Genomic DNA, 25492 nt, shown 5'->3' with positions numbered 1-25492 from the left:
TTGTACAATAATAGCCATTCCTAAAGTATATTTAAATTATTAGGAATGGAACTTATTATCAACCACACCCGAAAAACATTTGATGTACTTCCTGCCAACCTGGAAGCATTATTGGCTATTGAGCTACCCGGAAAGAAGAAAGGTATTGCTGTAGCCCTCAACAATCGCATTATTCCCCTGTCAGTCTGGGCGGAAACCATCCTTAACAATAACGATTCAGTTTTAATCATTACTGCCACTCAAGGCGGTTAATTCTCATATTTAATACCAATACTTATGGCTCACTCCATTACATGTTCGCCATTTCCGAACTCAAAGAAAATCTATATTGAAGGAACATTACACCCTATCAATGTAGCAATGCGTGAAATACAGCTTAGCCCGACCAAATTGACCAATGGCGGCTTTGAACATAATGCCCCGGTTACCATTTATGACACTTCAGGTCCTTATACCGATGAAAATGCAGTTATTGATATTCAGAAAGGACTTCCAAGAATCAGAGAACAATGGATTCTGGACAGAAATGATGTGAATATTCTGGACGGAATAACATCTGAATACGGAAAAGCCCGTTTAGCAGATCAGCGTCTTGATGAACTGAGATTCTCCTATGATCATAAACCTAAAGTAGCACAGGAAGGAAAAGAGCTTACTCAGCTTTACTATGCAAAACAGGGAATCATCACTCCGGAAATGGAATATGTGGCGATCAGAGAAAATCAAAGAATAGAACAGCTTGACTCTGTATCCAAAGAAATGGCTTTTCAACATCCCGGACATAGTTTTGGAGCCAATACTCCGAAAAGTAAAATCACACCGGAATTTGTAAGAGACGAAATTGCTGCCGGAAGAGCTATTATTCCCAATAACATCAACCACCCGGAAAGTGAGCCGATGATCATTGGAAGAAATTTCCTGGTGAAAATCAATGCCAATATCGGAAACAGTGCCGTTTCATCCAGTATTGAAGAGGAAGTAGAAAAAGCAGTATGGGCCTGCCGATGGGGAGCTGATACCATTATGGATCTTTCCACCGGGAAGAATATTCACGAAACAAGAGAATGGATCATCAGAAACAGTCCGGTTCCTATTGGTACTGTTCCTATCTATCAGGCATTGGAAAAAGTAAAAGGAGTTCCGGAAGACCTGACGTGGGAAATCTTCAGAGATACCCTTATTGAACAGGCAGAGCAGGGAGTTTCCTACTTCACTATTCACGCAGGAGTTTTGTTGAGATACATTCATTTAACAGCAAAAAGAGTCACCGGAATTGTTTCCAGAGGAGGATCTATCATGGCAAAATGGTGCTTATTTCATCATAAAGAAAGCTTCCTGTATACCCATTTTGAGGAGATTTGTGAAATCATGAAGAAATACGATGTTGCATTCTCTCTGGGAGACGGTCTTCGTCCCGGATCTATTGCAGATGCCAATGATGCCGCTCAGTTTGCAGAACTTGAAACTTTAGGTGAACTGACCAAAATTGCATGGAAACACAATGTACAGGTTATGATTGAAGGCCCCGGGCACGTTCCGATGCATATGATCAAAGAAAATATGGAAAAGCAGCTGGAAGAATGTCATGAAGCTCCGTTTTATACCTTAGGCCCTTTAACAACGGATATTGCACCAGGTTATGATCACATTACTTCCGGAATCGGGGCTGCCATGATCGGATGGTTTGGATGTGCCATGCTTTGCTATGTAACGCCAAAGGAACATTTAGGTCTTCCGAATAAAGATGATGTAAAAGTAGGAGTGATTACCTATAAGTTGGCGGCTCACGCTGCAGATTTAGCAAAAGGTCATCCGGGAGCACAATATAGAGACAATGCATTAAGCAAGGCAAGGTTTGAGTTCAGATGGGAAGATCAGTTCAACCTTTCATTAGATCCAGAGACAGCAAGAGCCTATCATGATGAAACACTTCCTGCAGAAGGTGCAAAAATTGCCCATTTCTGTTCCATGTGCGGACCAAAATTCTGTTCAATGAAAATTACTCAGGAAATTCGTGAATCTGCAGAACAGGGAATGCTGGATAAATCACAGGAATTCATTGAAAAAGGGAAAGAAATTTATATATGATCCTCGTTATCACTCCTGAATTGATTGCCCCGAACGAAACAGATACAATTAATCAAATGTTTCAGGAAGGACTTGGCTTGCTTCATATCCGTAAACCATGGCTCAGCCGCAATGAAATGATTGAATTCATCACCCAGATTGATGAACCCTTTCATTCACAATTGGTTTTACATACGCATTATGATCTTGGGAAGGAATTTAATATTTCAAGATTTCATTTCAGGGAGATTGATCGAAAGGAAGAAGTATATAAACCTTTTGCAGAAGAAAATATCATTTCAACTTCGGTACATGATATCACAACCTATAATACTTTGGATAAAGAATGGGAATATGCTTTCATAAGCCCGTTCTTTCCAAGTATCTCCAAAAAAGGATATGGAATGGATTCCACTATTAAAGAAGAAATAAAACACCGGAACAATCCGGATGTAAAATTGATTGCCCTTGGAGGAATTAATCAGGATAATATTAATGAAGTTTTCGAAGCAGAAACAGATGGAGCCGCGTTATTAGGTGCCATCTGGGAAAATGAAGACCCTTTAAAAGTATTCAGAAAATGCAGGAACGGCCTTATGTCATAAGTATCGCAGGTTTTGATCCCAGTGGTGGAGCAGGCTTGTTATCAGATAGTAAAACCTTTGAACAGTCGAAAGTTATAGGACTGGGAGTATGTACTGCACTGACATTGCAAACCGCTGCCAAATGCCTGAGCTTAGAATGGCGCCCTATAGATGAAGTAACGGAAGCCATTCAAGTGTTGATGGAAAATTACCCCGTTTCAGCCGTGAAAATTGGAATAGTGAAGGATGCTGAATTTCTGGGTAAGATTGTAGAAACAGTTCAAAAAGGAAATCCTGAAGTGAAAATCGTGTGGGATCCTATTCTGAAAAGCACTTCCGAATTTACATTTTTTGATCTTGAAACACTTCCTCAATTGAAAAATACGGTTAATCAACTCAGTTTAATAACCCCCAATTATAATGAATACAGTGTTTTAAAGGAAAATAATCTTTTGTCAGATACAAATCAGTGCTCATTGCTGATCAAAGGAGGACATCGGGAAGATCATTTAGGAACGGATATTTTAGTTGAAAACGGAAAAGAAACTCTTTTAGTTCCAACCGAAAGCAGTGCAGCCTATTTTCCTAAACATGGCTCCGGCTGTGTGTTATCATCAGCCATAACTGCAGAACTTGCGAAAGGTGAAAATAGGGAAACTGCCTGTAGAAATGGGAAATTATACATCGAAAAATTTTTAAAAAGCAATCCCTCTTTACTGGGAACGCATTCATAGAAAAATGGAAAAATTACAATACATATCACAAGGAAATACCCTTCACGAACAGGAACTTTGTATCCGAAAAGTCTTAGACAACGGGATCAAATGGGTGCAGGTTCGATGGAAAAATGCACCTGAAAATGAACTAATCAACCTTTGTGAAATTTCAAAACAACTTTGTTCAGAATATCAGTCGGTTTGTATCATCAATGATCATGTACAAATAGCCAAAGAAATAGATGCAGATGGTGTTCATTTAGGATTAAACGACAGCGCCATTGAAGAAGCAAGATTGATTTTAGGCGAAAATAAAATTATTGGAGGAACGGCTAATACCCTTTCAGATGTCATTCAGAGAATCAAAGAATCTTGTGATTATATCGGTTTAGGACCATTGAGATTTACCACAACCAAAGAAAAACTAAGCCCTGTTCTTGGATTTGAAGGCTATCAGGCGATCATTGATGGATTAAGAGAAAAATCAATAGATATCCCTAGAATATTTGCCATCGGAAGCGTTACCCTTGAAGATATTTTGCCGTTACAGGGAATCGGGATTTATGGTGTTGCCGTATCCGGGCTCATTACAAAGCAGCCGACTATTATTAATGAACTAAAAAAAGTAATGATATGAACAATCAGAAATTAGAAATAGCAGGAAGAATTTTTGAATCAAGACTGTTTTTAGGAACAGGAAAATTCGGGAGTATGAGAGATATGGTACAATCTGTCATCGCATCAGAAACCGATATGGTAACGATGGCTCTCAAAAGAATTGATGCCCAATCTAATGAAGATGATCTGCTTGATTCATTAAAAGAAACCAACGTTCATCTTCTGCCGAACACCTCCGGGGCAAGAACTGCCAAAGAAGCGGTATTGGCAGCACAATTAGCCAGAGAAGCATTGGAAACCAACTGGGTAAAACTGGAAATTCATCCGGACCCGAAATATTTACTGCCGGATCCTATTGAAACTTTATATGCCACTGAAGAATTGGCCAAATTAGGATTTGTTGTAATGCCTTACATTCATGCAGATCCTGTTTTGTGCAAACGTCTTGAAGATGCCGGAACAGCTGTAGTAATGCCTTTGGGTGCACCAATTGGAACCAATAAAGGATTAAGAACTCAGGACTTTTTGGAAATAATCATTAACCAGAGTAATGTTCCTGTAGTGGTAGATGCTGGAATTGGAGCACCATCAGATGCTGCAAAAGCAATGGAGATGGGAGCAGATGCCGTTTTGGTGAATACCGCCATTGCCGTTGCCGGAAATCCACTGAATATGGCTTTAGCTTTTAAAGAAGGTGTGATTGCCGGAAGAAGAGCCTTCGAATCTGGATTGGGAGCGATTGCCAACCATGCTGAAGCTTCAAGTCCGCTTACTTCGTTTTTATTTGAATAAATCATACTCATGAAAAGCTTTAAAGATGTTTTTGAAAACTACCAGTGGGATGAGGTAAAGGATAAGCTTGAAAAAGTAAATCTGGCTGAGGTAAGATACAGTCTTCAGAAAAAGAATAAAACTCTTGATGATTTTCTGAATCTCCTGTCACCAGCCGCTTCTCATGAACTGGAACTGATGGCAAGAATGACGCAGATGCTTACCCAAAAAAGATTTGGAAAAACCATTCAGTTGTATGCACCGCTGTATCTCAGTAATGAATGCCAGAATATCTGTACCTATTGCGGATTCAGCCTCGATAATAGCCTGAAAAGAAAAACACTTTCCGATATGGAATTGATGATTGAAGCCTCAGTACTGAAATCCATGGGCGTGAATCATGTGTTATTGGTAAGTGGTGAAGCCAATAAAATAGTGGGAGTCCCTTATTTTCAGAATGCTGTCCGTAAGCTAAAACCTCATTTTTCCAATATATCCATTGAAGTACAGCCATTAATGGAAGAAGAATACAAACTGCTTCATGAAGAAGGAGTACATTCTGTTTTGGTGTATCAGGAAACCTACCACCAGGATGTCTACAGAGAATACCATCCGAAAGGTAAGAAATCAAACTTTCATTTTCGACTGGAAACTCCGGACAGAATTGGACGAGCAGGAATTCATAAAATAGGACTCGGAGTTCTCCTTGGACTTGAAGATTGGAGAGTTGATAGTTTTTTTAATGCATTACACATAGATTATCTTCAGAAACAATATTGGAAAAGTAAGTTTTCTGTTTCCTTTCCAAGGCTCAGACCGGCAGAAGGAATCATTGAACCTAATTTTATTATGGAAGACAGAGATCTTCTTCAGCTCATTTGTGCTTACAGAATCTGGAATGAAGACCTTGAAATTTCCATTTCTACCAGAGAAAATGAAGTATTCAGGAATAATATAGTGTCTCTGGGAGCAACAGCCATGAGTGCTGGATCAAAAACCAACCCTGGAGGTTATGCTGTAGATAAAGAATCTCTGGAACAGTTTGAAACCAGTGATGAACGAAGTATGGATGAAATCAGACTCATGATCAAAAAAGCAGGCTATGATCCTGTGATGAAAGACTGGGATTCCGTGTACAGTGGATTTTAAAGAATCTTAATGGTTCAGTTATAATTATGAAAGAAGATCATTTTTCACGATACAGCCGGCAGATATTTATCGAAGAGATAGGACTTGAGGGACAAAAGAAAATAATAATTTCCAAAGTTCTTGTCGTTGGAGCCGGAGGTTTAGGAAGTCCGGTTATACAATATCTTGCCGCCGCAGGAGTAGGAACTCTAGGCGTTATCGATTTTGATGAAGTTGAACTTCATAATCTGAATAGGCAGATTATACATACCGAAAACAGAGTAGGATTATCCAAAGTGAAGAGCGCAGAAACATTTGTAAAAGAACTCAATCATCAGGTGAAATTGATAGGAATTGAAGAGAAAATCAATAAAGAGAATGCCGAAGAAATCATTTCTCAATACGATGTTATTGTTGACGGCTCAGACAATTTTTCAACAAGATATCTGGTGAATGATACCTGTATAAAATTGCATAAAACTTTGGTTTACGGAAGTATCTTAGGATTTTCAGGACAAGTTGCTGTATTTAATCATAATGGAAGCAAAAACTTGCGGGATATTTTCCCTGAACCACCTTTTGATGAAGATGTGCCGGATTGTGACAGCCTTGGCGTATTGGGAGCTCTTCCCGGGATGATAGGAAGCATGATGGCTCTTCAGACGTTAAAAATTATTACTAATCTTCCTGTGAGTGTTAATCAGCTGACTTTGGTAGATACGCTGAGTTGGAGATTTCAGACGATAGATTTCTGATGTTAGTATAAACACTAATATCACGAATCTTTCACAAATAACACCATTTTAATATCAATAGAAACGGGCTTTAGCCCGTTTTACTTTTATAAAACCGTCCATTGGCTTTAGCCAAAAACTTACCTACAAAAAAATAGACGATAATTATTTACCGCCTATTTTTATTCTATTACAAAAAAGGATTATTGTGCCTGCTGCATTACACCTCCGTTATCTTCTTTTTTAGTTTGGTTCAGGATATTCGGGTCCTCTTTCGCCAGTTTATTTCTTGTCGGAATTTTATAGTTGATGGAAAATCCGAAATTCCTCGTGTCATATTTACTGCTGATCATTACCGGAGTTCCTGATGGCGGGTTAGAACGTACCTGCATCATCTGTCCATTGAAAATATCATTCGCAAAAACAGAAAGTGTCAGACGGTTGTTCATAAACTTCTTCGTCAACGTAATATCAAGAGAGTTGTTGAACGGTTTCTCTGCCGTGAAGTAGAAATATCCTGCCTTTGGAGTCAGATAACTGTAATTGGCTGTCAGTTTGATGTCTTTCGGCAAAATAATCTGAGTCATGATATTAAAAATCCAGAACCCTTTATTATTCAGATTGTTGATTTCATGCTTCTGATATCCTGCATATAAGTACATGAAATTAATTTTATCAGGATTGAAATTAAACTTCATAATTTCGCTTAAAGGCTTGCTGAAAATCATAAAAGGAACCGGTAATCCCACGTTGAAGTTGTGAATTTTCATATTTGAAATGTTCACCTGCTCGTTGAAAAGTTTTCTTCCATCTTTTCGGATGATCTGTGCTACCTGATTGCTTGCCGAACTTACGCTGTATCCGATAAATGCATAATCAAAAGCCGAAATTTTCAATTCATAGTTATCAAAAATAGTAGGCTGTAGATTGGGGTTACCATTTACTTCTGTACTTGGTCCGGAGAACGTCACGTTATTCGGGTTCAGGGCAGAAATACTAGGTAAACTGATTTTTCTGTTATAATTTGCGGCAATATAAACCTGATTCATCATGTTATACTGTACACTCGCATTCGGGAAAAACTTAAACTTATTGAAAGGAATCAAATTAGCCTCTACCAATTTCGCATCTTTATCAAAATATCTTGTTACTCCTGAAATATCATAGTTCTCAGCACGGGAACCTAATGTGAAGTCAAATTTTTTCAATTTTGCCTGAAACTCCAAATAGGTAGATGCCGTTTGTCTCTGATATTCAAGATTGGTTAAACCAAAACTTTCCGTATCATAATCCTGTTTCTCGTATAAACCTCCAAAGCTTACTTTTCCGCCATCAAGAAGCTTGATAGGCTGGGCATAATCTACTTTGAAGTTGGCAATATTCATCACAGATTTATTGTTCAGAATATCTTTCAAACCATTGGTAGGACTATTGATTGGCGGGTTTGCAGGCATTACAAATGTCCCATCCTGAAAGAAATTATCCTGAGAAAATTTACTGTCTGATCTTGTATACCCAAACTGAAAGTCCAGTTTTTGAGATTTGTCAGCAAAACGTTTTTGATACGTTACAACAGCTTCCTGTCTCAGGCTATTGGTATGAGCAACATCCGAAGATGTATAAAAAGCTTCTCTTAAATCTTTTGGATTATTCTGGAAAGGCAAATCTCCATGACCATTACTTAAAGTATAATTGTCATTATTATTGTGATAAATATCGTAGTTTAATAATAATCTGTCCTGCCCCAAATCAAAAGTTAAGCCTGATTTTGCAAAATATCCACGTCCGTATCTATCGGTATGACTTGTTAAAAGCTCATCCTGCTGGCCATTCAGCATACTTTCACGGTAATTTTGACCTACGTTCAGCTGCCATCCGAAATATTTATTTCTTGCATTTAAATTAACAGAATTGGTTGTTCTGTTTCTGTATTTATCATAATTCGTGAAAGAATAATTCCCGGAATAAGTTGCTGTTAAATATTTATTGGCGTTTTTATTAGTGATAATATTCATGATCGCACCTCCGGAAGTAGCCGGAAATTCAGCGCCGGGCTGGGTGATTACCTCAATTCTTTCTACAGAGTTGGCGGGCATTCCTTCAAGGAAGGAGTTTAATTCATTGGAAGTGATGTTCAAGGGTCTCCCATTCAGATACACTTCAAGCATTTTTCCCTGATACATCATTCCTGCGATGTCGGTAGATACAAGTCCCGGAAGTTTTTTAATTCCCTCCAAAACGTTTCCGTTGTTCAGCTGAGGCTGTTCGGAAAAGTCAAAAATAGTACGGTCTGCTTTTTGTTCAACGGCTTTTTTAGTTTTGGTGATCACTACCCCTTCAATTTGTTTTTCCTGAGGTTTATTACTTTTCTCCTGCGAGAAAACAAAAATAGAGCCTAATAAAGATAAAGCGAAAATCGTTTTTTTCATAATGTTTTTACTGATATCCGGTTAGACGCTGAAAAAGATAATTTGTTACGCTAAAATTGTGAAAATCGAAAAACTAAGCTTAAATTTTTTTTATTTCCGAAATAATTATATCTTTGCCAGGTAATTATCAAGAATCTCTAGATGGGATAGCAACCTGCAAAAACAAGCAAGGTGCTGCAATCGATAAGCCGGATCTTCCGGAAAAAATGTTTATCATTCTATCATTACTTCCATCTTGAATTTTTGTTTTAAAGGTAAAGTCAAATGTTTAAAGACAAGGGAAATCACATTCCATCAGTAATTTTTTATTCTTCAGATCATGAAGTGAGTCTTCATTATTCTGATATGTTTTCATGCCATTTCTATATGCGCATGTGTTGTTGCTTCTAGCATTTTCTATTTAAAAAAATAATACAAACATTCCGAACATCAATGGTAACCTTACATTTTAGGGTTACAGGATTTGTATTGCTCAAAAAACAATTTTTAACAACAAAAAGTAAACAACCAACAACATGCATAATTTCAAAACAAAAATATTTATTCCTTCTTTCGCGCTTATCTCTACATTTTATTACGCACAGACGGACACTTTACAATCTAAAAAAATAGATGATGTGGTTATCCTTGGGTCAAGAGGTTCCGGAAGATCATTGACGGATACCCCTGTTCCGGTAGATATCATTAACATATCAAAAATTTTAAAGCAAAGCCCGACGAACAATATCAGCCAGGCTTTAAATTATATTGTCCCTTCATTTTCATCCACTTCACACACGGTGAACGATGGAACTGACTTTGTAGATCCTGCTCTTTTAAGAGGATTAGGACCGGATCAGGTTTTAGTGTTACTCAATGGAAAAAGACGATATCAGTCTTCATTGATTAATGTAACGCTTACACCGGGAAGAGGCTCTGTAGGAACTGATCTTAATGCTATTCCCGCTTTTGCTTTGGAAAAAATTGAGGTTTTAAGAGACGGAGCTTCTGCTCAATATGGTTCTGATGCCATTGCAGGAGTAGTTAACCTGGGATTGAAAAAAAGATTAGGACTTTCCGGACAGGTATTTCTCGGTGGATATGCTTCGCCTGTTGCTAATAATTTCTCAGGAGGAGTGGACGGACAAACCATTTCTGTAGATCTTAATTATGGAGCGAAAATTGGAAAATCCGGATTTATTAACGTGACAGGTTCTGCGCAATACCGTGATCCTTATTCCAGAGCCGGAGTAAGGGAAGGAAATATTTTCAATGCGTATAATGCTATTAATTACAGAGCATTACAGGACGGAGTTAATATTGATGGTTTGTATAAAAATATTACCAACACCTCCAATACTCAGCAGATTATCAATACGGTAAAACAATATGCGACTAAGGTTGGTTATTTTGGAACTGATTTCCAGTCTCAGATCTCAGGGGCAAACAGTATTGCTGACCTTCAAAAAATATTAGGTAAAGATTTTACTTCCCAGGAACTTAATTACAGAGGATTGGAAAGAAAAGATTTTAGCCTGAGAGCCGGACAGTCTAAGCTACAATCGGGGCAGCTCTTCTTTAATTCTGAAATTCCTGTGAATGAGGATTGGAAAGTGTACTCTTTTGGAGGCTATAGCTACCGTCTTGGAAATGCCGGAGGATTTTACAGACTCCCAAATACGGAGAGAAACATCAATGCAGTTACTCCTAATGGATATCTCCCTCAGATTGAAGCAGCTGTAAATGATTATTCTCTTGCTGCCGGAATTAAAGGAAAATGGAATGGCTGGAATGTAGATTTCAGTAATACATTTGGCAAAAACGTTTTCGGTTTTGGAGTTGTCAATACCTTTAATGCATCGCTTACAGATAGTTCTCCACGAACTTTTGATGCTGGAGGGTCTGAGTTTTCACAAAATACCGTCAATCTGGATTTCTCCAAAAAGTATGATGTCCTGAAAGGATTAAATCTAGCATTTGGCGCTGAATACCGACATGAAAATTATAAAGTAAATGCAGGAAAAGAAAATTCTTATGCTTCGTACGATATTTATGGACGTGTGGTAACAGCCAAAACCCCTGAAAATGAAAAAGTAACCGATTTCTTCGGAAGTATAAGACCAGCCGGAGCACAGGTGTTCCCAGGGTTTAGTCCGGAAAATGCCGTTTCAGGAAATAGAAACAGTATTGCAGCTTATGCAGATGCAGAACTGGAAGTTACCGACGGATGGCTGTTGGAAGGAGCTTTACGATATGAGAATTATTCAGACTTCGGGTCTACATTCAATTATAAGCTGGCAACCAATGTAAAACTGGCTCCCAATCTAAACTGGAGAGGAGCTGTTTCTACAGGATTTAGAGCACCTTCATTAGCGCAAATTTATTATAGCTCTACTTCTACACTGATTCAGCAGGGAAAAACCACGCAGGTCGGTACTTTTAGAAATAATTCTGAAGCAGCACAGGCACTGGGTATTCCGAAATTAAAACAAGAAACTTCACAATCCTACAGCACAGGAATTACATGGAAAATTCCGTCATTAAGTCTGACTTTTACAGCAGATGCTTATTTAATAAAGATTAAGGATAGGGTAGTGCTTACGGATCTGTTTTTCCGTCCGGATAAAATTAAAAATGATGATGATCAGGTATTGCAAAGTGCCTTTGATCTGGCAAGAGCTAGCGCTGCCAACTTCTTTGCCAATGCAGTAGATTCTCAGACAAAGGGGTTGGATATTACCATTTCTCAAAATTCAAAAATTTCATCGGGAGTTTCCTTAGAGAATAATCTGGGAATTAACTTTAATCAGACCAAAAGAATCGGAGATATTCATGCGTCGCCTAAACTGGTAAGCCAGATTGATAATTATTTCTCAGAACCGAATAGAGTGTATTTTGAAGAAGCTGTACCCCGCGTAAAAGCTACTTTATCTAATACTTTAAGAGTTTCCGGATTTACTTTCCTGCTGCGTAATTCTTTCTTCGGTAAAGTGACGGATGCAGATGTTTTAGATGCTAATTTTGACGGAGTAACAGGAAGTACAGAGCATTTTGTTCTTAATAACCGCTTTGTGACAGATTTATCCGTAGGATATGATTTTAATAAAAATATTTCAGCAACTATCGGAAGCAATAACATCCTGAATATACTGCCTTCCAAAAGCCCGAATATAAGTTCATTAACGGCTGATAACCAGTTTGTATATTCCAGACAGGTTTCTCAGTATGGAATAGGAGGAAGGTTCTTATTTGCAAGAATTGAATTCAGGTTCTAAATGTTGGGATGAATTATTTAAACAAAAAACAGAGCTATGCACTCTGTTTTTTTTATATATGATGATGGTTATCTCAGGAAAAATTCCCTGAGCTTAGTTTTTTGCAGTTATTGGGCACGGTTTTTTTCTTCAAAATTAACCGCTCTGTTATTTGACTTTACTTTCTGATTTCCAAAATTATAGGTGATGCTGAGGTTCATTCTTCTGGCATCCCAATAGTTGTTGAAAGATTGTGTATTATCAGTAAAATACATATCAGCTCTCAATCCGGACTGTCTGAAAATATCGCTTACAGAAAGATTGACCTGAAGGGCTTTTTCCGCAAAACTCATTTTTACTCCTGCATCCAGACTTGCTGTGTTTTTCATAGAAAAATATCCGTCTCTGGAAGGAAGATTATTCCAGTAATTGACAAATAGCATGAATGTCTTAGCTTTATTCAGTTGGAAAGTATTGTTCAAAGAAAAATAAAATGACTGTCCGTTTTTAGGAACCAGATTGAATTTTGTAATCTGGGTCTTATTAACACTGAACGAAGTTGAGATATTACTTTCCCAGATTTTGAAATAGGTATCTGTATAATTGAAATTGATCCCATAAACATTCTGATTGTAATAGTTTTCATAAGTACTGACAAGGTTAATTCCGTTCAGGAATGAAATCTGGTCAAAATTATTCGTGGTTCTCTGGTAGTAAAGGTTGGCAGAGAGTTTACTTTTAAAAATATAATTGAATTCGATATTATGATTAAAAGAGGGCTGCAGGCTTGGGTTTCCGGTATAATACGTATTAGGATTAGAATACCATCGGAACGGATCTAAAGCCCGGAAATAAGGGCGATTGATTCTTCGGGAATAATTAATGCTGAACTGATTATCCTGATTGACTTTATAAGACAAATAGGCTGTTGGGAAAAATTTTCCGTAATTATTCTCAGATTTAGATTGTGTAGTAGGAGAGAAACCGCTGGTTTGTGAATATTCATAACGGAGTCCGGCTTTTACTGACCATTTTTCGCCAAGGTCTTTACTGGCACTGATATAAGCTGCATAATTCTTTTCATTATAATCAAAAAGATTACTCTTTGCCGGATCTATGATATAATTTCCATTGTTAAAATTAAAATATGCGATGTCTGAATTATTAGAAAACTGGCTGTATTTTGCACCTGTTTCTACCTGAATTTTTTTGAAGTTTAAAGTCAAATCACCCTGTCCGGAGTAGATTTTATAATCTACGGAAGAAAGGTTTCTCACAACCTCTATTGCATTGCTGGTGACATTTCTTGTCGTAAAATTAACTTCCGTATCAGGTGAATTTCCATAATAGTTGGCTCCAAAACTAAGTTTATGCTCCCCCAACTTTTGATCAAAATAGAGATTAAGCATTTGGGTTGTAAAAGGAGAACGATGCTTTGAATCCGTCTCTGTTTGTAAAGTAGGCATACCATCTGTAAAGTAACTTTGTGTTGAATGGATATCCATATTGGTATGTCCCTTTGTAATATCGTATACCAATCCGATATTGGAATTTTTAGAAAGAGAATAGTCAAAATTTGCATTCAGACCGAGTCCGTCATTCATATCCCTTCTTTCATCCTTGCTGACAGAAGAATTTTGGCCGATAATATTATATTTTTCCACTGATCTTTTATCTCCGTCATAGCCCATTACTTTTACGGAGGCTTTTACTTTTTCATTCTGATAATTTACTCCTGCTACACTGCTGAAACCAGCATATGTTCTCTGTGTGTAATTGGTATTCAGATAGCCGCTCCATCCAAGATTCTGATTCTTTTTAAGAACGATATTGATAATTCCACTGTTTCCCTGAGCTTCATATTTGGCAGGTGGAGTAGTAATAACTTCAATTTTCAATATGTTTTCAGAACGGAGGTTTCTCAGATAATTAATCAGTTCAGATCCGGAAAGATTCAGCATCCGGTCATTCACCATCACAGAAACACCGTTTTTTCCGGCAATAGAAAGAAGACCTTTATTTTCATCCACTTGTAATAATGGAGTGCCAGCCAACACCTCAGTTCCGGAACTACCCTGTGAAAGCATAGAATTCTGAACATTATAAACCAGGCGGTCCACTTTACGCTCTACAAGAACTTTTTTGCCATTCATCGTTACTGCCTCAATTTTGTTGACGTTAGCAGTGTCTTTTGTTTGTGCTGTTATAAAAGAACAAACAAGGGTAGTTATTAATAAAAGGTGCTTTTTCATAGGTTATCAATGTCAGATTAATTGATCTTTATGTTGAATTTCTCTGACAAAAGTATAGGGAGAGCCTTTGATTGGAAATAGCGTTTAGACGAAGCCCAGGATTATGCATGTAAAAATAGTTTCGTCGGAAAAAAATAGGTTTTTATCGAAAAGGGTTGATGAATTATCCCCACAGAGATTTATATTTGAATATGAATAAAAAGCAAATTATCTGGCTTCAGATTTTTTATTGGAGTTTCAATTTTATAGGAAACAATATCACCCCTTATTTCTTTTTTCCTGAGCGAAGAGGATTTGAAACGTATGTGCTGAATTTTACTTATTTTATTACTGAAATTTCTACTTTTTATCTTTTGTATCTGGTTATTATTCCGAAAGTATTAAATCTGGAGAAACTTTATTCTGCTGTTTTAGTTTTTTTGATCTCTATTTTAAGTTTTGGTGTCATTCGGTATGGAATTGAAGAAGTGCTGCTTCCTATTACTCTTGGATTCAGAAATTATAATAAAGATACCGGACTTTTATATTATTTGACAGATAATATCTACAATGCATCATTGACCGTTTTCATTGCAGGAATTTTGTGGATTGTAGAGAAATATGGTGTTGCTGAAAATGATAAAAAGCAACTTCTGATTGAAAAAAAACAGGCAGAACTTCAGGCGTTGAAAACCCAGATCAATCCTCATTTTATTTTTAATTCATTAAATAATATCTATTCCCTAGTGTATCAAAAATCGGATAAAGCACTTCCTGCCATTGAAGAACTTGGGCAATTGCTGAGGTACAGCACAAAAGATCTTGAAAAAGACTCAATTTCTCTGGATAAAGAAATTGGATATATTGACAGTTTAATTGCGCTGGAAAAGCTTAGAATCAGAAATCCTGAACTGTTGAGTATCGAAAAAGATATTCAGCACCCACAGCTTAAAATTTCACCGATGCTGTTGGTTCCTTTTGTTGAGAATGCTTTCAAACATGGTGATTTCCGGGATAAAGGTTTTGAAATGAAAATTTCAGATCATGATAAGGTGCTGCATTTTTATCTTTTAAATTTTAAAACACATAAAATGAAAGATACCGTTTCAGGAATAGGAATCCAGAATGTAAAAAAAAGGCTGGAAATATTATATCCTAAACATCAGCTTGAGATCCGTGATTCAGAAACAGAATTTATTGTAGATTTAAAAATTGAATTACGGGATGAATAAGATCAAATGCATCATTGTGGATGATGAGCCACTGGCAATCTCTCTTCTTGAACATTATGTAGAAAAAATCTCTTTTCTTGAACTGGTTTTTTCTACAGAAAACCCGATTCTTGCTTTAGAATATCTTCAGAAAAATGATTCCGACCTCATCTTTCTGGATATTCAGATGCCTGAGCTTACAGGAATCAATTTTATGAAGATTGTTGGGCCTGATCAAAAGTATATTCTGACAACAGCCTATTCAGAATATGCTCTGGAAGGATATGAACATAATGTTGTGGATTACCTTTTAAAACCTATTTCCTTTGAAAGATTTCAAAAGAGTGTATTAAAGGTTCAGGAGCGGTTTTCTTTTCCACAGGAGGAAAATACCCATTTCTTTGTGAAATCCTCCGGGCAGAGGCATCGTATCGGCTTTCACGAGATCCTTTACGTGGAAAGTATCAAAGATTATGTTAATATCCGGACGGAAAACGATGAGTTTATTGTTCTGGATACTCTTAAATCAATGGAAAATCAGCTTTCTGAAAGGTTTGTACGGATTCATAAATCTTTCATTGTCAACCTGGATAAAGTCAAAAGTATTGGAGCTAAAAAAGTGATTCTTCCTGAATATGAGATTCCTATAGGAGAAAGTTATAGAGCAGGTCTTCTTGATAGATTAAAGTGATAGAATATCATGATATTAATTTGAGAGTTAAACCTTACAGGTTTCTAAAACCTGTAAGGTTTGGAACATTTACCAAAGTTCAGCAAAGAAAATTTTAATACGGTTAAAATAAAAAAAGACGGCTTCAATTGAAGCCGTCTTTATATTAATTAATCTAACAATTAATCTTATTTTTCCTGTTGTTTGATCAGGTTCAGAGCAGAACCAGCCTTAAACCAATCAATCTGCTGATCGTTGTAAGTGTGGTTGGCCATGATGATGTCTTTAGTTCCGTCAGCATGAACGAATTCTAAAGTCAACTGTTTTCCTGGAGCAAACTGATCAAGATCTAAGAAGTTAACAGTGTCATCTTCCTGGATTTTATCATAATCAGCTTCATTAGCGAAAGTGATTCCAAGCATTCCTTGTTTTTTAAGGTTGGTTTCATGGATTCTCGCAAATGATTTTACCAATACTGCTTTTACACCCAGATGTCTAGGCTCCATGGCAGCGTGCTCTCTTGAAGAACCCTCACCATAGTTCTGGTCTCCCACAACGATTGTTGGAACGCCTGCCGCTTTGTAAGCTCTTTGCACAGCCGGAACTTCACCGTATTCACCGGTTAATTCATTTTTAACTTTATTGGTTTCCATGTTGTAAGCATTTACAGCCCCAATCAACATGTTGTTTGAAATATTGTCTAAGTGACCTCTGTATTTCAACCATGGTCCAGCCATAGAAATGTGGTCAGTAGTACATTTCCCGAAAGCTTTGATCAATACTTTAGCTCCTTCAATGTTTTTACCATCCCAAGCCGGGAATTCTTCTAATAACTGAAGTCTGTCTGAAGTAGGGCTTACGTTCACAACAACGCTTGAACCATCTTCAGATGGAGCCTGATATCCGTTATCGTCTACCGCGAATCCTTTTGAAGGAAGTTCATAACCTTTAGGCTCGTCAAGTTTTACCTGTTCACCTGCTTCGTTAGTTAATGTATCTGTAATCGGGTTGAAGTCTAGTCTACCTGAGATCGCCACAGCAGCTACCATTTCAGGAGAAGCTACGAATGCGTGGGTATTTGGGTTACCGTCAGCTCTTTTGGCGAAGTTTCTGTTGAAAGAGTGAATAATAGAGTTTTTCTCTCCTTTTTCAGCGCCTTCTCTATCCCATTGTCCGATACATGGTCCACAAGCATTAGTAAAGATTCTTGCGTTTTCAAATTTTCTGAAAGAATCTAAGAAACCATCTCTTTCTGCTGTGAATTTTACCTGCTCAGAACCAGGGTTGATTCCTAATATAGCTTTAGGTTTTACTCCTTTTGATACTGCATCTTCTACGATAGAAGCAGCTCTTGATAAATCTTCATAAGAAGAGTTGGTACAAGAACCGATAAGAGCCCACTCAACTTCTAAAGGCCATCCGTTAGCTTCAGCTTTAGATCTGAATTCAGCAACCGGAGTCGCCAAGTCCGGAGTGAAAGGTCCGTTTAAGTGTGGAGTCAGTTCAGAAAGGTTAATTTCTATTAATTGGTCGAAATATTGTTCAGGGTTAGCATATACTTCAGCATCACCTGTTAAGTGTTCAGCGATTTTATCAGCAGCATCTACTACATCCTGTCTTCCTGTAGCGGAAAGATATCTTCTCATAGAATCATCATATCCGAAAGTAGAAGTTGTAGCTCCGATTTCAGCACCCATGTTGCAGATAGTTCCTTTACCTGTAGCGGAAAGGGATTCAGCACCTTCACCGAAATATTCTACGATGCATCCTGTTCCTCCTTTTACAGTAAGGATTCCTGCTACTTTTAAGATAACATCTTTTGCAGAAGTCCATCCGCTCATTTTACCGGTTAATTTTACTCCGATAAGTTTAGGCATTTTAAGTTCCCATGCCATTCCTGCCATTACATCTACTGCATCAGCACCTCCTACACCGATTGCTACCATTCCCAGTCCTCCTGCATTTACCGTGTGAGAGTCGGTACCGATCATCATTCCTCCAGGGAAGGCATAATTTTCCAGTACAACCTGGTGAATGATACCTGCTCCCGGTTTCCAGAATCCGATTCCGTATTTATCACATACAGAACTAAGGAAGTTGAATACCTCAGAATTTTTGTTGATCCCTTCCTGTAAGTCTTTGTCAGCACCTACTTTCGCCTGGATCAAGTGATCAGCATGGGCAGTGGAAGGAACAGCTACTTTAGTTTTTCCTGCCTGCATGAACTGTAAAAGGGCCATCTGTGCAGTGGCATCCTGCATTGCTACTCGGTCTGGTGCAAAGTCTACATAAGAGTTTCCTCTTTCATAAGCCTGTGTAGCATTTCCTTCCCAAAGGTGGGTGTAAAGGATTTTTTCTGAAAGGGTAAGAGGTTTTCCTACAGTTTGTCTTGCCGCAGCAATTCTTTCCGGGTAACGCTCATACACCTTTTTGATCATATCAATATCAAAAGTCATATCTTAATTTAGTTTTGTTCTTTTTCCGTTAATGCTTCTTTTTCTACTGTCTGAAAAAGAAAAATCACTTTTTTATATATCAAAAAACGTTCCTATAATCCATAAACAGGGGTGTTTTTGATTCCAAAATCAATAGATTTTATAACTTTCAATTTAAGAAAAATTAGAATTTATTTTCCGGATTTTATCGAAAAAAAAACGTAACTATCTTAAAATAGAAGCGTTCTAAACAAAAAATTGGAAGATTTTAAATCTTTAAGGATCAAAATCTTCCAATTATATAATTTCTAATAGTCTTACGACTAATTCATTAATCTCTTAGTGAGCACTTGTGCTAGTCAATTCTTTAATAGAAGGTACAAAAGTGGTAAGGTCAATCCCTTCAACTGCAGCTTTATACTCATCAATGCTAGGAATTCTTCCGATAATCGCAGAAAGAACAACAACCGGAGTTGAAGCAAGAAGAGATTCTCCTTTTTTACGTTCAGAATCTTCCACTACTCTTCCCTGGAAAAGACGGGTAGAAGTAGCTAAAACAGTATCTCCTTTAGCTGCTTTTTCCTGGTTACCCATACAAAGGTTACATCCAGGACGCTCCAGATACATTACGTTTTTATATTCAACACGAGCTTCTCCTTTTGGAGCATTATCATCAAATTCAAAAGCTGAATATTTTTCTAGTAATTCCCAGTCTCCTTCTGCCTTTAATTCATCAATAATGTTGTAAGTAGGAGCTGCTACTACAAGAGGAGCACTAAATTCTACCTTTCCTTGTTGTTTTTCAATGTTTCTAAGCATCTGAGAAACAATCTTAAGGTCTCCTTTGTGAACCATACAAGATCCTACGAAACCAAGGTCTACTTTTTTCTCACCTCCATAATAAGAAAGATCTCTGATGGTGTCGTGAGTATATCTTTTAGATACATCGTCGTTGTTTACATCCGGGTCAGCAATCATTGGTTCAACAATTACGTCAAGATCTACTACTACTTCAGCGTAATATTTAGCGTTTGAATCCGGAGTTAAAGCAGGCTTTTCTCCTGATCTGATCTCTGCAATTCTCTTGTTTGCTTTGTCAATTAGGCCCTGAAGAACTTTATTATGGTTATCCATACCCTTGTCAATCATGATCTGGATTCTGCCTTTTGCAATTTCCAGTGATTCAATCAAGGTATTGTCTTCAGAAATGTTGATAGAAGCTTTTGCTTTCATTTCAGCAGTCCAGTCTGTAAAGGTAAAGGCCTGGTCAGCAGGAAGTGTTCCGATGTGAACCTCAATGATTCTACCCTGGAATACGTTTTCTCCTCCAAACTGCTTCAGCATCTGAGCCTGAGTTGCATGAACCACATCACGGAAATCCATGTGTTCTTTCATGTTTCCTTTGAATGTTACTTTTACAGATTCCGGGATTGGCATTGATGCTTCACCTGTAGCTAATGCAAGAGCAACAGTTCCTGAGTCAGCTCCGAAAGCTACTCCTTTAGACATTCTTGTGTGAGAGTCACCTCCAATGATGATTGCCCACTCATCTACAGTGATGTCGTTAAGAACCTTGTGGATAACGTCAGTCATTGCGTGGTATTCACCTTTCGGGTCACGGGCTGTAATAAGACCGAACTCGTTCATGAATTTCATTAGCTTCGGAATGTTAGCCTGAGCTTTTTTGTCCCAAACTGAAGCGGTATGACATCCTGACTGGTAAGCACCATCAACAATTGGAGAAATCACCGTTGCTGCCATGGATTCAAGTTCCTGAGAAGTCATAAGACCTGTCGTATCCTGAGATCCAACAATATTTACCTGTACACGAACGTCTGAACCAGCGTGTAATACTTTTCCAGGAGTAGTTCCAACAGCATTTCTGTTGAAAATCTTTTCTACAGCAGTAAGTCCTTGTCCTTCGTGAGAGATTTCTTTTGACGGAGCAAAAACAGCAGGTGCTTCAACTCCTAAAAGCTGAGCTGCAAATGTCTGTAGTTTTTTACCAAATACGATAGCGTAAGATCCGCCCGCTTTGATGAATTCCATCTTTTGCGGAGTGAAAGATTTGGTAAGGTCGATAAGTTCTTTATCGCCGTTATATAATTTCTTTTCTTTTGTATTGATTGTTAGAACAGTTCCTGTTGCTACTGAATATGCCTCTTCAAGAACGATGTCTCCATTTGCGTTACGAATTGGGTTACCGTTTTCGTCAACTTTCTTTACCCAGTTTTTAAGGTCAACACCAATACCTCCGGTAACGTCAACTGTTGTAAGGAAGATAGGAGAAATACCGTTTGTTCCCCCTACAATTGGAGCGATGTTTACGAATGGTACATATGGGCTGGCTTGTTTTCCTGTCCAAAGAGCAACGTTATTTACTCCTGACATTCTTGATGAACCTACACCCATTGTCCCTTTTTCAGCGATAAGCATAACGCTTGCATCAGGATGTTGTGCCTGCAAAGCTTTAATTTCTTCCTGAGCCTGAGGAGTGATCATACATTTACCATGAAGTTCACGGTCTGATCTTGAGTGTGCCTGATTACCCGGAGAAAGTAAATCTGTAGAGATATCTCCTTCACCAGCAATGAATGTTACTACTTTAATTTCTTCAGCAACTTCCGGCAGCTTCGTAAAGAATTCAGCTTTTGCATAGCTTTCGATGATTTCTTGTGCAATTTCGTTACCGCTGTTGAAAGCTTCTTTCAGACGGTTAGTATCCGCCTCATAAAGAAAAACCTGTGTTTTAAGAACAGCAGCAGCTTCTTTAGCAATAGCAGTGTCATTACCTAAAGCAAGATCAAGCAATACTTCAATAGAAGGTCCACCTTTCATGTGAGATAATAGTTCAAAAGCATATGCCTGAGAAATTTCTTCTACTATGGATTCACCCAGAATAATTTCTTTTAAAAATTTTGCTTTCACTCCCGCTGCACTTGTAGTTCCGGGTAGCGTGTTATAAATGAAAAATTTAAGAGAATCCGATCGGTCTGCATTACCTGAATCTTTAATCTGTGTAATGATTTCGCTTAGTAATTCAGCACTGTCAATTGGCTTTGGATGAAGCCCCTGGGTTTTTCTTTCTTCAATCTCTTTGATGTAATCCTTATAAATATTCATAATAGAAGGTCTTTCAACATTAAAGGTAGGCCTGCTTCTTCTTTACCGGTCTGTACAAATACAGTTAATGACATTTTGAGTTCTCGCATTTTGATGCAACATTAACCGAATAAAGTCAGCATAATCTACACTTTTTTAAAAGTTTTTTAAAATTATCAAACAATTCAAAATGTTCCCAAAATTACGAATTTTTAATATTTTATAGAAACGAAATTATTTAGATTCTTTATAAATATGAATTTTATAATATCTATTTTTGGTCATATTTTTGTAGACATATGGCGAATATGAAAAATATCCTTAACGTTTTATGTATTTTTACTTCGGTTTTTGTTTTTTCACAGACTAAATCTGTGAAGAAAATAACGACGAAGAAAGGTGTGAAAACTACAGTTAATAAAGGGCCTGCAGCCAATAAGCCTAATCCTGATTTAGTAGTAATCAATAAAGATCTTCCGGTTTTGATTCCTAAGAAGAAAGGAGATCATTTCGGGTATGTCAACCAGAATGGAAAATTTATAATTCAGCCGGAATATCATATTGCCGTATTTTTTTATGAAGACTGTAATCTTTTGAATTCGCCTAATGAAAAAGTCAGGAAATTTGGAACAAAAAACTATGCTACAGTAGAAAAAGATATGATTTCTTACAGGATAGACCAGTCTGGGAAGAGGGTATACCAATTCAAAGATGCAGATTTTGGAAAATGTAAATTTGAAGAGTACAAGCAGCAGCTGTTTCAGGCTTATACTATGAACGGCTTTTACGGAATCATAGAAAAATCAAAATTTGTCAATGCCGCAGATTACAGGCAGTTCCAGATTTATCCTCAATATCAGTATTTGTACATTATGGAAGGAGATGATGTAGCCAATCCAATGATTGTTGCTTCCAATAATGATAAATTTGGAGTTATTGATGTTAACAATAAGATTATTATTCCCTTTGAGTACGCTAATATTAAAAGAAACTTCAGCTGGAAGCTGGGGAAGATGTTTGAAGTCTCCAAAGATGGAAAAAGTTACTATTATGTTGATGCGGATAATAAAACCTACTAAAGAATTATAAATTATGAATGATGAATGATTCATCCGATAACTCCTATTTTCCATTCTACTTTTTTCTATCCCATAACTCAAAACCCCGCACCTCGCACCCCGAATCTCAATTCATATATTTTTTGTAATTTTGCGGCTGAAATAAAGGGGTGCTTTAACAGGCTGAGATTATACCCAATGAACCTGGAACAGGTAATGCTGTTTAGGGATGCGTCTTCATCAGGCGCTGAATTGTATAATATCTTATCGATCCCCTTTTATTCATTAAATGTCAAAGATTTATAGAATGAAAGGATTATTTTTTTTAGGGCTTAGTGTAGCCTCTGTGGCTTTTATGCAGGCCCAAAATAAAGATTCTCTGAAAATCAGAGAAATTGAAGCGGTCAATTTTACCAAAAGACTTCCGGTAGCGAAGGAAATCATCAATGTACAGAAAGATTTAGACGGGAAAAATTTAGGACAGGATCTTCCTATTCTTTTAAAAAATCAAACCTCTATTATTTCTACTTCAGATGCGGGAAATGGGGTAGGATACACCGGCTTTAGAATCCGTGGAGTTTCAGGAAGCGGGATTAATGTAATGATGAATGGGGTTCCATACAATGATTCTGAAAGCCAGGGAACATTTTTTGTCAATGTTCCGGATTTAACAAGTTCTGCTTCACAGATTGTCATTCAAAGAGGGGTGGGAACTTCCAATAATGGTGTTTCAGCCTTCGGAGCAAGTATCAATGTGATTTCTAAAGATCCTGAAGACAAATTTTATTTTAAAACAGATGACAGCTATGGCTCATTTAATACCTATAAATATTCTGCTGAGATAGGTTCCGGTAAGTTCTGGAAAAACCGTCTTTCCGTAATGGGAAGATATACTCATATTCACTCTGACGGATATATTGACAGGGCTTCATCAAACTTACATTCCTATAATTTTACGGCCTTATTTGAAGAAGGGAATACCAAGTTACGCTTAATGGCTTTTGGTGGAAAAGAGAAAACGTATCAGGCATGGAACGGTATTGATCGTAAAACGTGGGAAACGGATCCTAAGTTTAATGTTTCAGGAGCAATTTATGATGCCAATTGGGAGAATATCGTAAGTTTCTATAACAACGAAACAGACAATTACAGACAGAACCACTATCAGCTGCTTTGGGAGCAGAAATTCAGTGACCGATGGAATCTTGAAACTACTTTTCACTATACCAAAGGAAAAGGATATTATGAAAACTATAAGCAGGGAGATCCTTTTTCAAGATATAATCTGCCGGATATAACAGAAGGTGGACAAATTATAAAATCTTCAGATTTCATCAGAAAAAAATGGCTGAATAATGATTTCTATGGAATGGTTTCAACGCTTTATGGGAAGTTTGAAAACTTAGATTTGAACGTTGGGGTAGTAGCCAACCAATATTACGGCAGACACTACGGAAATGTTACTGGTGTATTTTTTCCTCAGATTGATGAAAGTGAGTACTACAGAAGCCGCTCGATAAAGAATGAAGTATCGGGCTTTGCAAAAGCTTTGTTCAGGGTAGATAACTTTGAGTTTTTTGGTGATTTACAGCTCAGAAAAATAAATTACAATACCAAAATCCTGATGGCTGGTGATGGCGAAGGTGCAGATTTAAGCAAAAACTGGCTATTTTTTAATCCAAAAGCCGGAGTAAATTACAGAATTGAAGGTGGTAAAGTATTCCTGTCATATGCTCATGCCCACCGTGAACCGAACAGAGATGATCTGATGGCAAATAACGATGTGAAAGCTGAAAAACTTCACGATATTGAAGCTGGTTTTGAAAAACAGTTCGGGATCGTATCATTTACTGCCAATGTTTATTATATGTATTATGTGAACCAATTGGTTTTGAATGGAGAACTTAATAATGTAGGAGCATTCATCAGAACCAATTCCGGGAAGAGCTACAGAAGAGGAGTGGAACTTGGTGCTTTGGCAAAATTATCCAAACAATGGGAAGTTTCAGGAAATGTAACCTTAAGCCAGAGCAGAAACCAGGATTTCAATATTCAGAATGGAGATGTTCCCAAAAGCCTTGGAAATACACAGATTTCATTCTCCCCGAACGTGATTGCCAATTTAGGACTGAAATTTAATCCTACAAAGAACTTTCAGTTTGCTTTAATGAATCAATATGTAGGAAAACAATACCTGGACAATACGGAAGATGCGAACCTGCAGCTTAAAGATTATTTCCTGACAGATTTCAATGCTCAGTATCAGTTTAAAATTGCTAATAATGAAGTTGCATTAAAACTATTGGTGAATAACCTGTTCAACAAAAAATATGTCAACAACGGATCTGTTTATGAAGGACAGCCGTATTATTTTTCACAGGCAGGAACCAACTTTATGTTTGGAGTGAGCTGGAAGATTCAATAATGAGAAGGTTAGGGAAGCAAATAAGTGAATTTGTAATTCTGCCCTTTTACTCATTTCATTATAATTGTTAAGCTTAAAAA

The 25492-nt window shown here is 37.4% G+C and carries 17 protein-coding genes and 1 riboswitch; of the genes, 13 read left to right on the top strand and 4 right to left on the bottom strand.

The features are described from left to right. Positions 1–45 precede the first annotated feature (45 nt). The 8 genes from thiS to OL225_RS19125 are packed head-to-tail and all read left to right on the top strand — an operon-like array spanning position 46 to position 6639. On the top strand, positions 46–252 hold the full coding sequence (gene thiS, locus OL225_RS19160; protein WP_047377339.1) for a sulfur carrier protein ThiS: 207 nt from the start codon (positions 46–48) through the stop codon (positions 250–252). 24 nt (positions 253–276) lie between these two features. Further along, complete coding sequence (gene thiC, locus OL225_RS19155) at positions 277–2088, top strand: phosphomethylpyrimidine synthase ThiC (RefSeq protein WP_264519264.1); 1812 nt, start codon at positions 277–279, stop codon at positions 2086–2088. Then, a complete protein-coding gene (locus OL225_RS19150) occupies positions 2085–2672 on the top strand; it encodes a thiamine phosphate synthase (protein ID WP_264519263.1) in 588 nt (195 codons plus the stop codon). The genes thiC and OL225_RS19150 overlap by 4 nt, the downstream gene beginning before the upstream one ends. Further along, entirely contained in the window at positions 2648–3385 is a 738-nt protein-coding gene (locus OL225_RS19145) for a hydroxymethylpyrimidine/phosphomethylpyrimidine kinase (protein WP_264519262.1), read from the top strand. Before OL225_RS19150 ends, OL225_RS19145 begins: the two co-directional genes overlap by 25 nt. Positions 3386–3389: 4 nt before the next feature. Further along, positions 3390–4004, top strand: a complete 615-nt coding sequence (locus OL225_RS19140) for a thiamine phosphate synthase (protein ID WP_264519261.1) — start codon at positions 3390–3392, stop codon at positions 4002–4004. Beyond that, positions 4001–4777: a thiazole synthase gene (locus OL225_RS19135; protein ID WP_264519260.1), complete on the top strand. Its 777-nt coding sequence runs from the start codon at positions 4001–4003 to the stop codon at positions 4775–4777. The genes OL225_RS19140 and OL225_RS19135 overlap by 4 nt, the downstream gene beginning before the upstream one ends. Positions 4778–4786: 9 nt before the next feature. After that, positions 4787–5905: a 2-iminoacetate synthase ThiH gene (thiH, locus tag OL225_RS19130; RefSeq protein WP_264519259.1), complete on the top strand. Its 1119-nt coding sequence runs from the start codon at positions 4787–4789 to the stop codon at positions 5903–5905. 26 nt (positions 5906–5931) lie between these two features. After that, complete coding sequence (locus tag OL225_RS19125) at positions 5932–6639, top strand: HesA/MoeB/ThiF family protein (RefSeq protein WP_047377346.1); 708 nt, start codon at positions 5932–5934, stop codon at positions 6637–6639. Positions 6640–6821: 182 nt separating this feature from the next. On the opposite strand, the gene OL225_RS19120 is transcribed toward OL225_RS19125, so the two are convergent. Next, positions 6822–9047 carry an outer membrane beta-barrel protein gene (locus OL225_RS19120; RefSeq protein WP_264519258.1) on the bottom strand — a complete coding sequence of 742 codons (2226 nt, stop codon included), beginning with the start codon at positions 9045–9047 and terminating at the stop codon, positions 6822–6824. A gap of 119 nt (positions 9048–9166) precedes the next feature. Then, a riboswitch (SAM-I-IV-variant riboswitch) is annotated at positions 9167–9264 on the top strand. A 298-nt stretch (positions 9265–9562) separates the two neighbouring features. On the opposite strand from OL225_RS19120, the gene OL225_RS19115 reads away from it, so the two are divergent. Further along, positions 9563–12301 (top strand): TonB-dependent receptor plug domain-containing protein, encoded by a 2739-nt coding sequence (locus OL225_RS19115; RefSeq protein WP_264519257.1) that lies wholly within the window; start codon positions 9563–9565, stop codon positions 12299–12301. A 107-nt stretch (positions 12302–12408) separates the two neighbouring features. Here OL225_RS19115 and OL225_RS19110 read toward each other — a convergent pair whose 3' ends face one another. Then, complete coding sequence (locus tag OL225_RS19110) at positions 12409–14532, bottom strand: outer membrane beta-barrel family protein (RefSeq protein WP_264519256.1); 2124 nt, start codon at positions 14530–14532, stop codon at positions 12409–12411. Between the two features lie 191 nt (positions 14533–14723). Here OL225_RS19110 and OL225_RS19105 point away from each other — a divergent pair, with 191 nt between their 5' ends. Together OL225_RS19105 and OL225_RS19100 are read left to right on the top strand one after the other, a co-directional pair. Next, entirely contained in the window at positions 14724–15743 is a 1020-nt protein-coding gene (locus OL225_RS19105) for a sensor histidine kinase (RefSeq protein ID WP_264519255.1), read from the top strand. Then, positions 15736–16413 (top strand): LytR/AlgR family response regulator transcription factor, encoded by a 678-nt coding sequence (locus OL225_RS19100; RefSeq protein WP_264519254.1) that lies wholly within the window; start codon positions 15736–15738, stop codon positions 16411–16413. Before OL225_RS19105 ends, OL225_RS19100 begins: the two co-directional genes overlap by 8 nt. Positions 16414–16580: 167 nt before the next feature. Here OL225_RS19100 and OL225_RS19095 read toward each other — a convergent pair whose 3' ends face one another. Together OL225_RS19095 and OL225_RS19090 are read right to left on the bottom strand one after the other, a co-directional pair. Continuing rightward, a complete protein-coding gene (locus OL225_RS19095; protein ID WP_264519253.1) occupies positions 16581–18848 on the bottom strand; it encodes an aconitate hydratase in 2268 nt (755 codons plus the stop codon). Between the two features lie 318 nt (positions 18849–19166). Next, positions 19167–21950, bottom strand: coding sequence for a bifunctional aconitate hydratase 2/2-methylisocitrate dehydratase (locus tag OL225_RS19090; protein ID WP_047377352.1), 2784 nt, complete (start codon positions 21948–21950; stop codon positions 19167–19169). A gap of 287 nt (positions 21951–22237) precedes the next feature. Between OL225_RS19090 and OL225_RS19085 the strand changes: the two genes are divergently transcribed. Further along, positions 22238–23008: a WG repeat-containing protein gene (locus OL225_RS19085; protein WP_047377353.1), complete on the top strand. Its 771-nt coding sequence runs from the start codon at positions 22238–22240 to the stop codon at positions 23006–23008. Positions 23009–23294: 286 nt separating this feature from the next. Beyond that, the gene (locus tag OL225_RS19080) at positions 23295–25412 is read left to right on the top strand and encodes a TonB-dependent receptor (RefSeq protein ID WP_264519252.1); all 2118 of its coding nucleotides are present in this window, start codon (positions 23295–23297) and stop codon (positions 25410–25412) included. Positions 25413–25492: the final 80 nt, after the last annotated feature.

This window comes from Chryseobacterium viscerum (assembly GCF_025949665.1).
Classification (GTDB): Bacteria; Bacteroidota; Bacteroidia; order Flavobacteriales; family Weeksellaceae; genus Chryseobacterium; species Chryseobacterium viscerum_A.
This window is presented reverse-complemented; position numbering and strand designations above follow the sequence as displayed.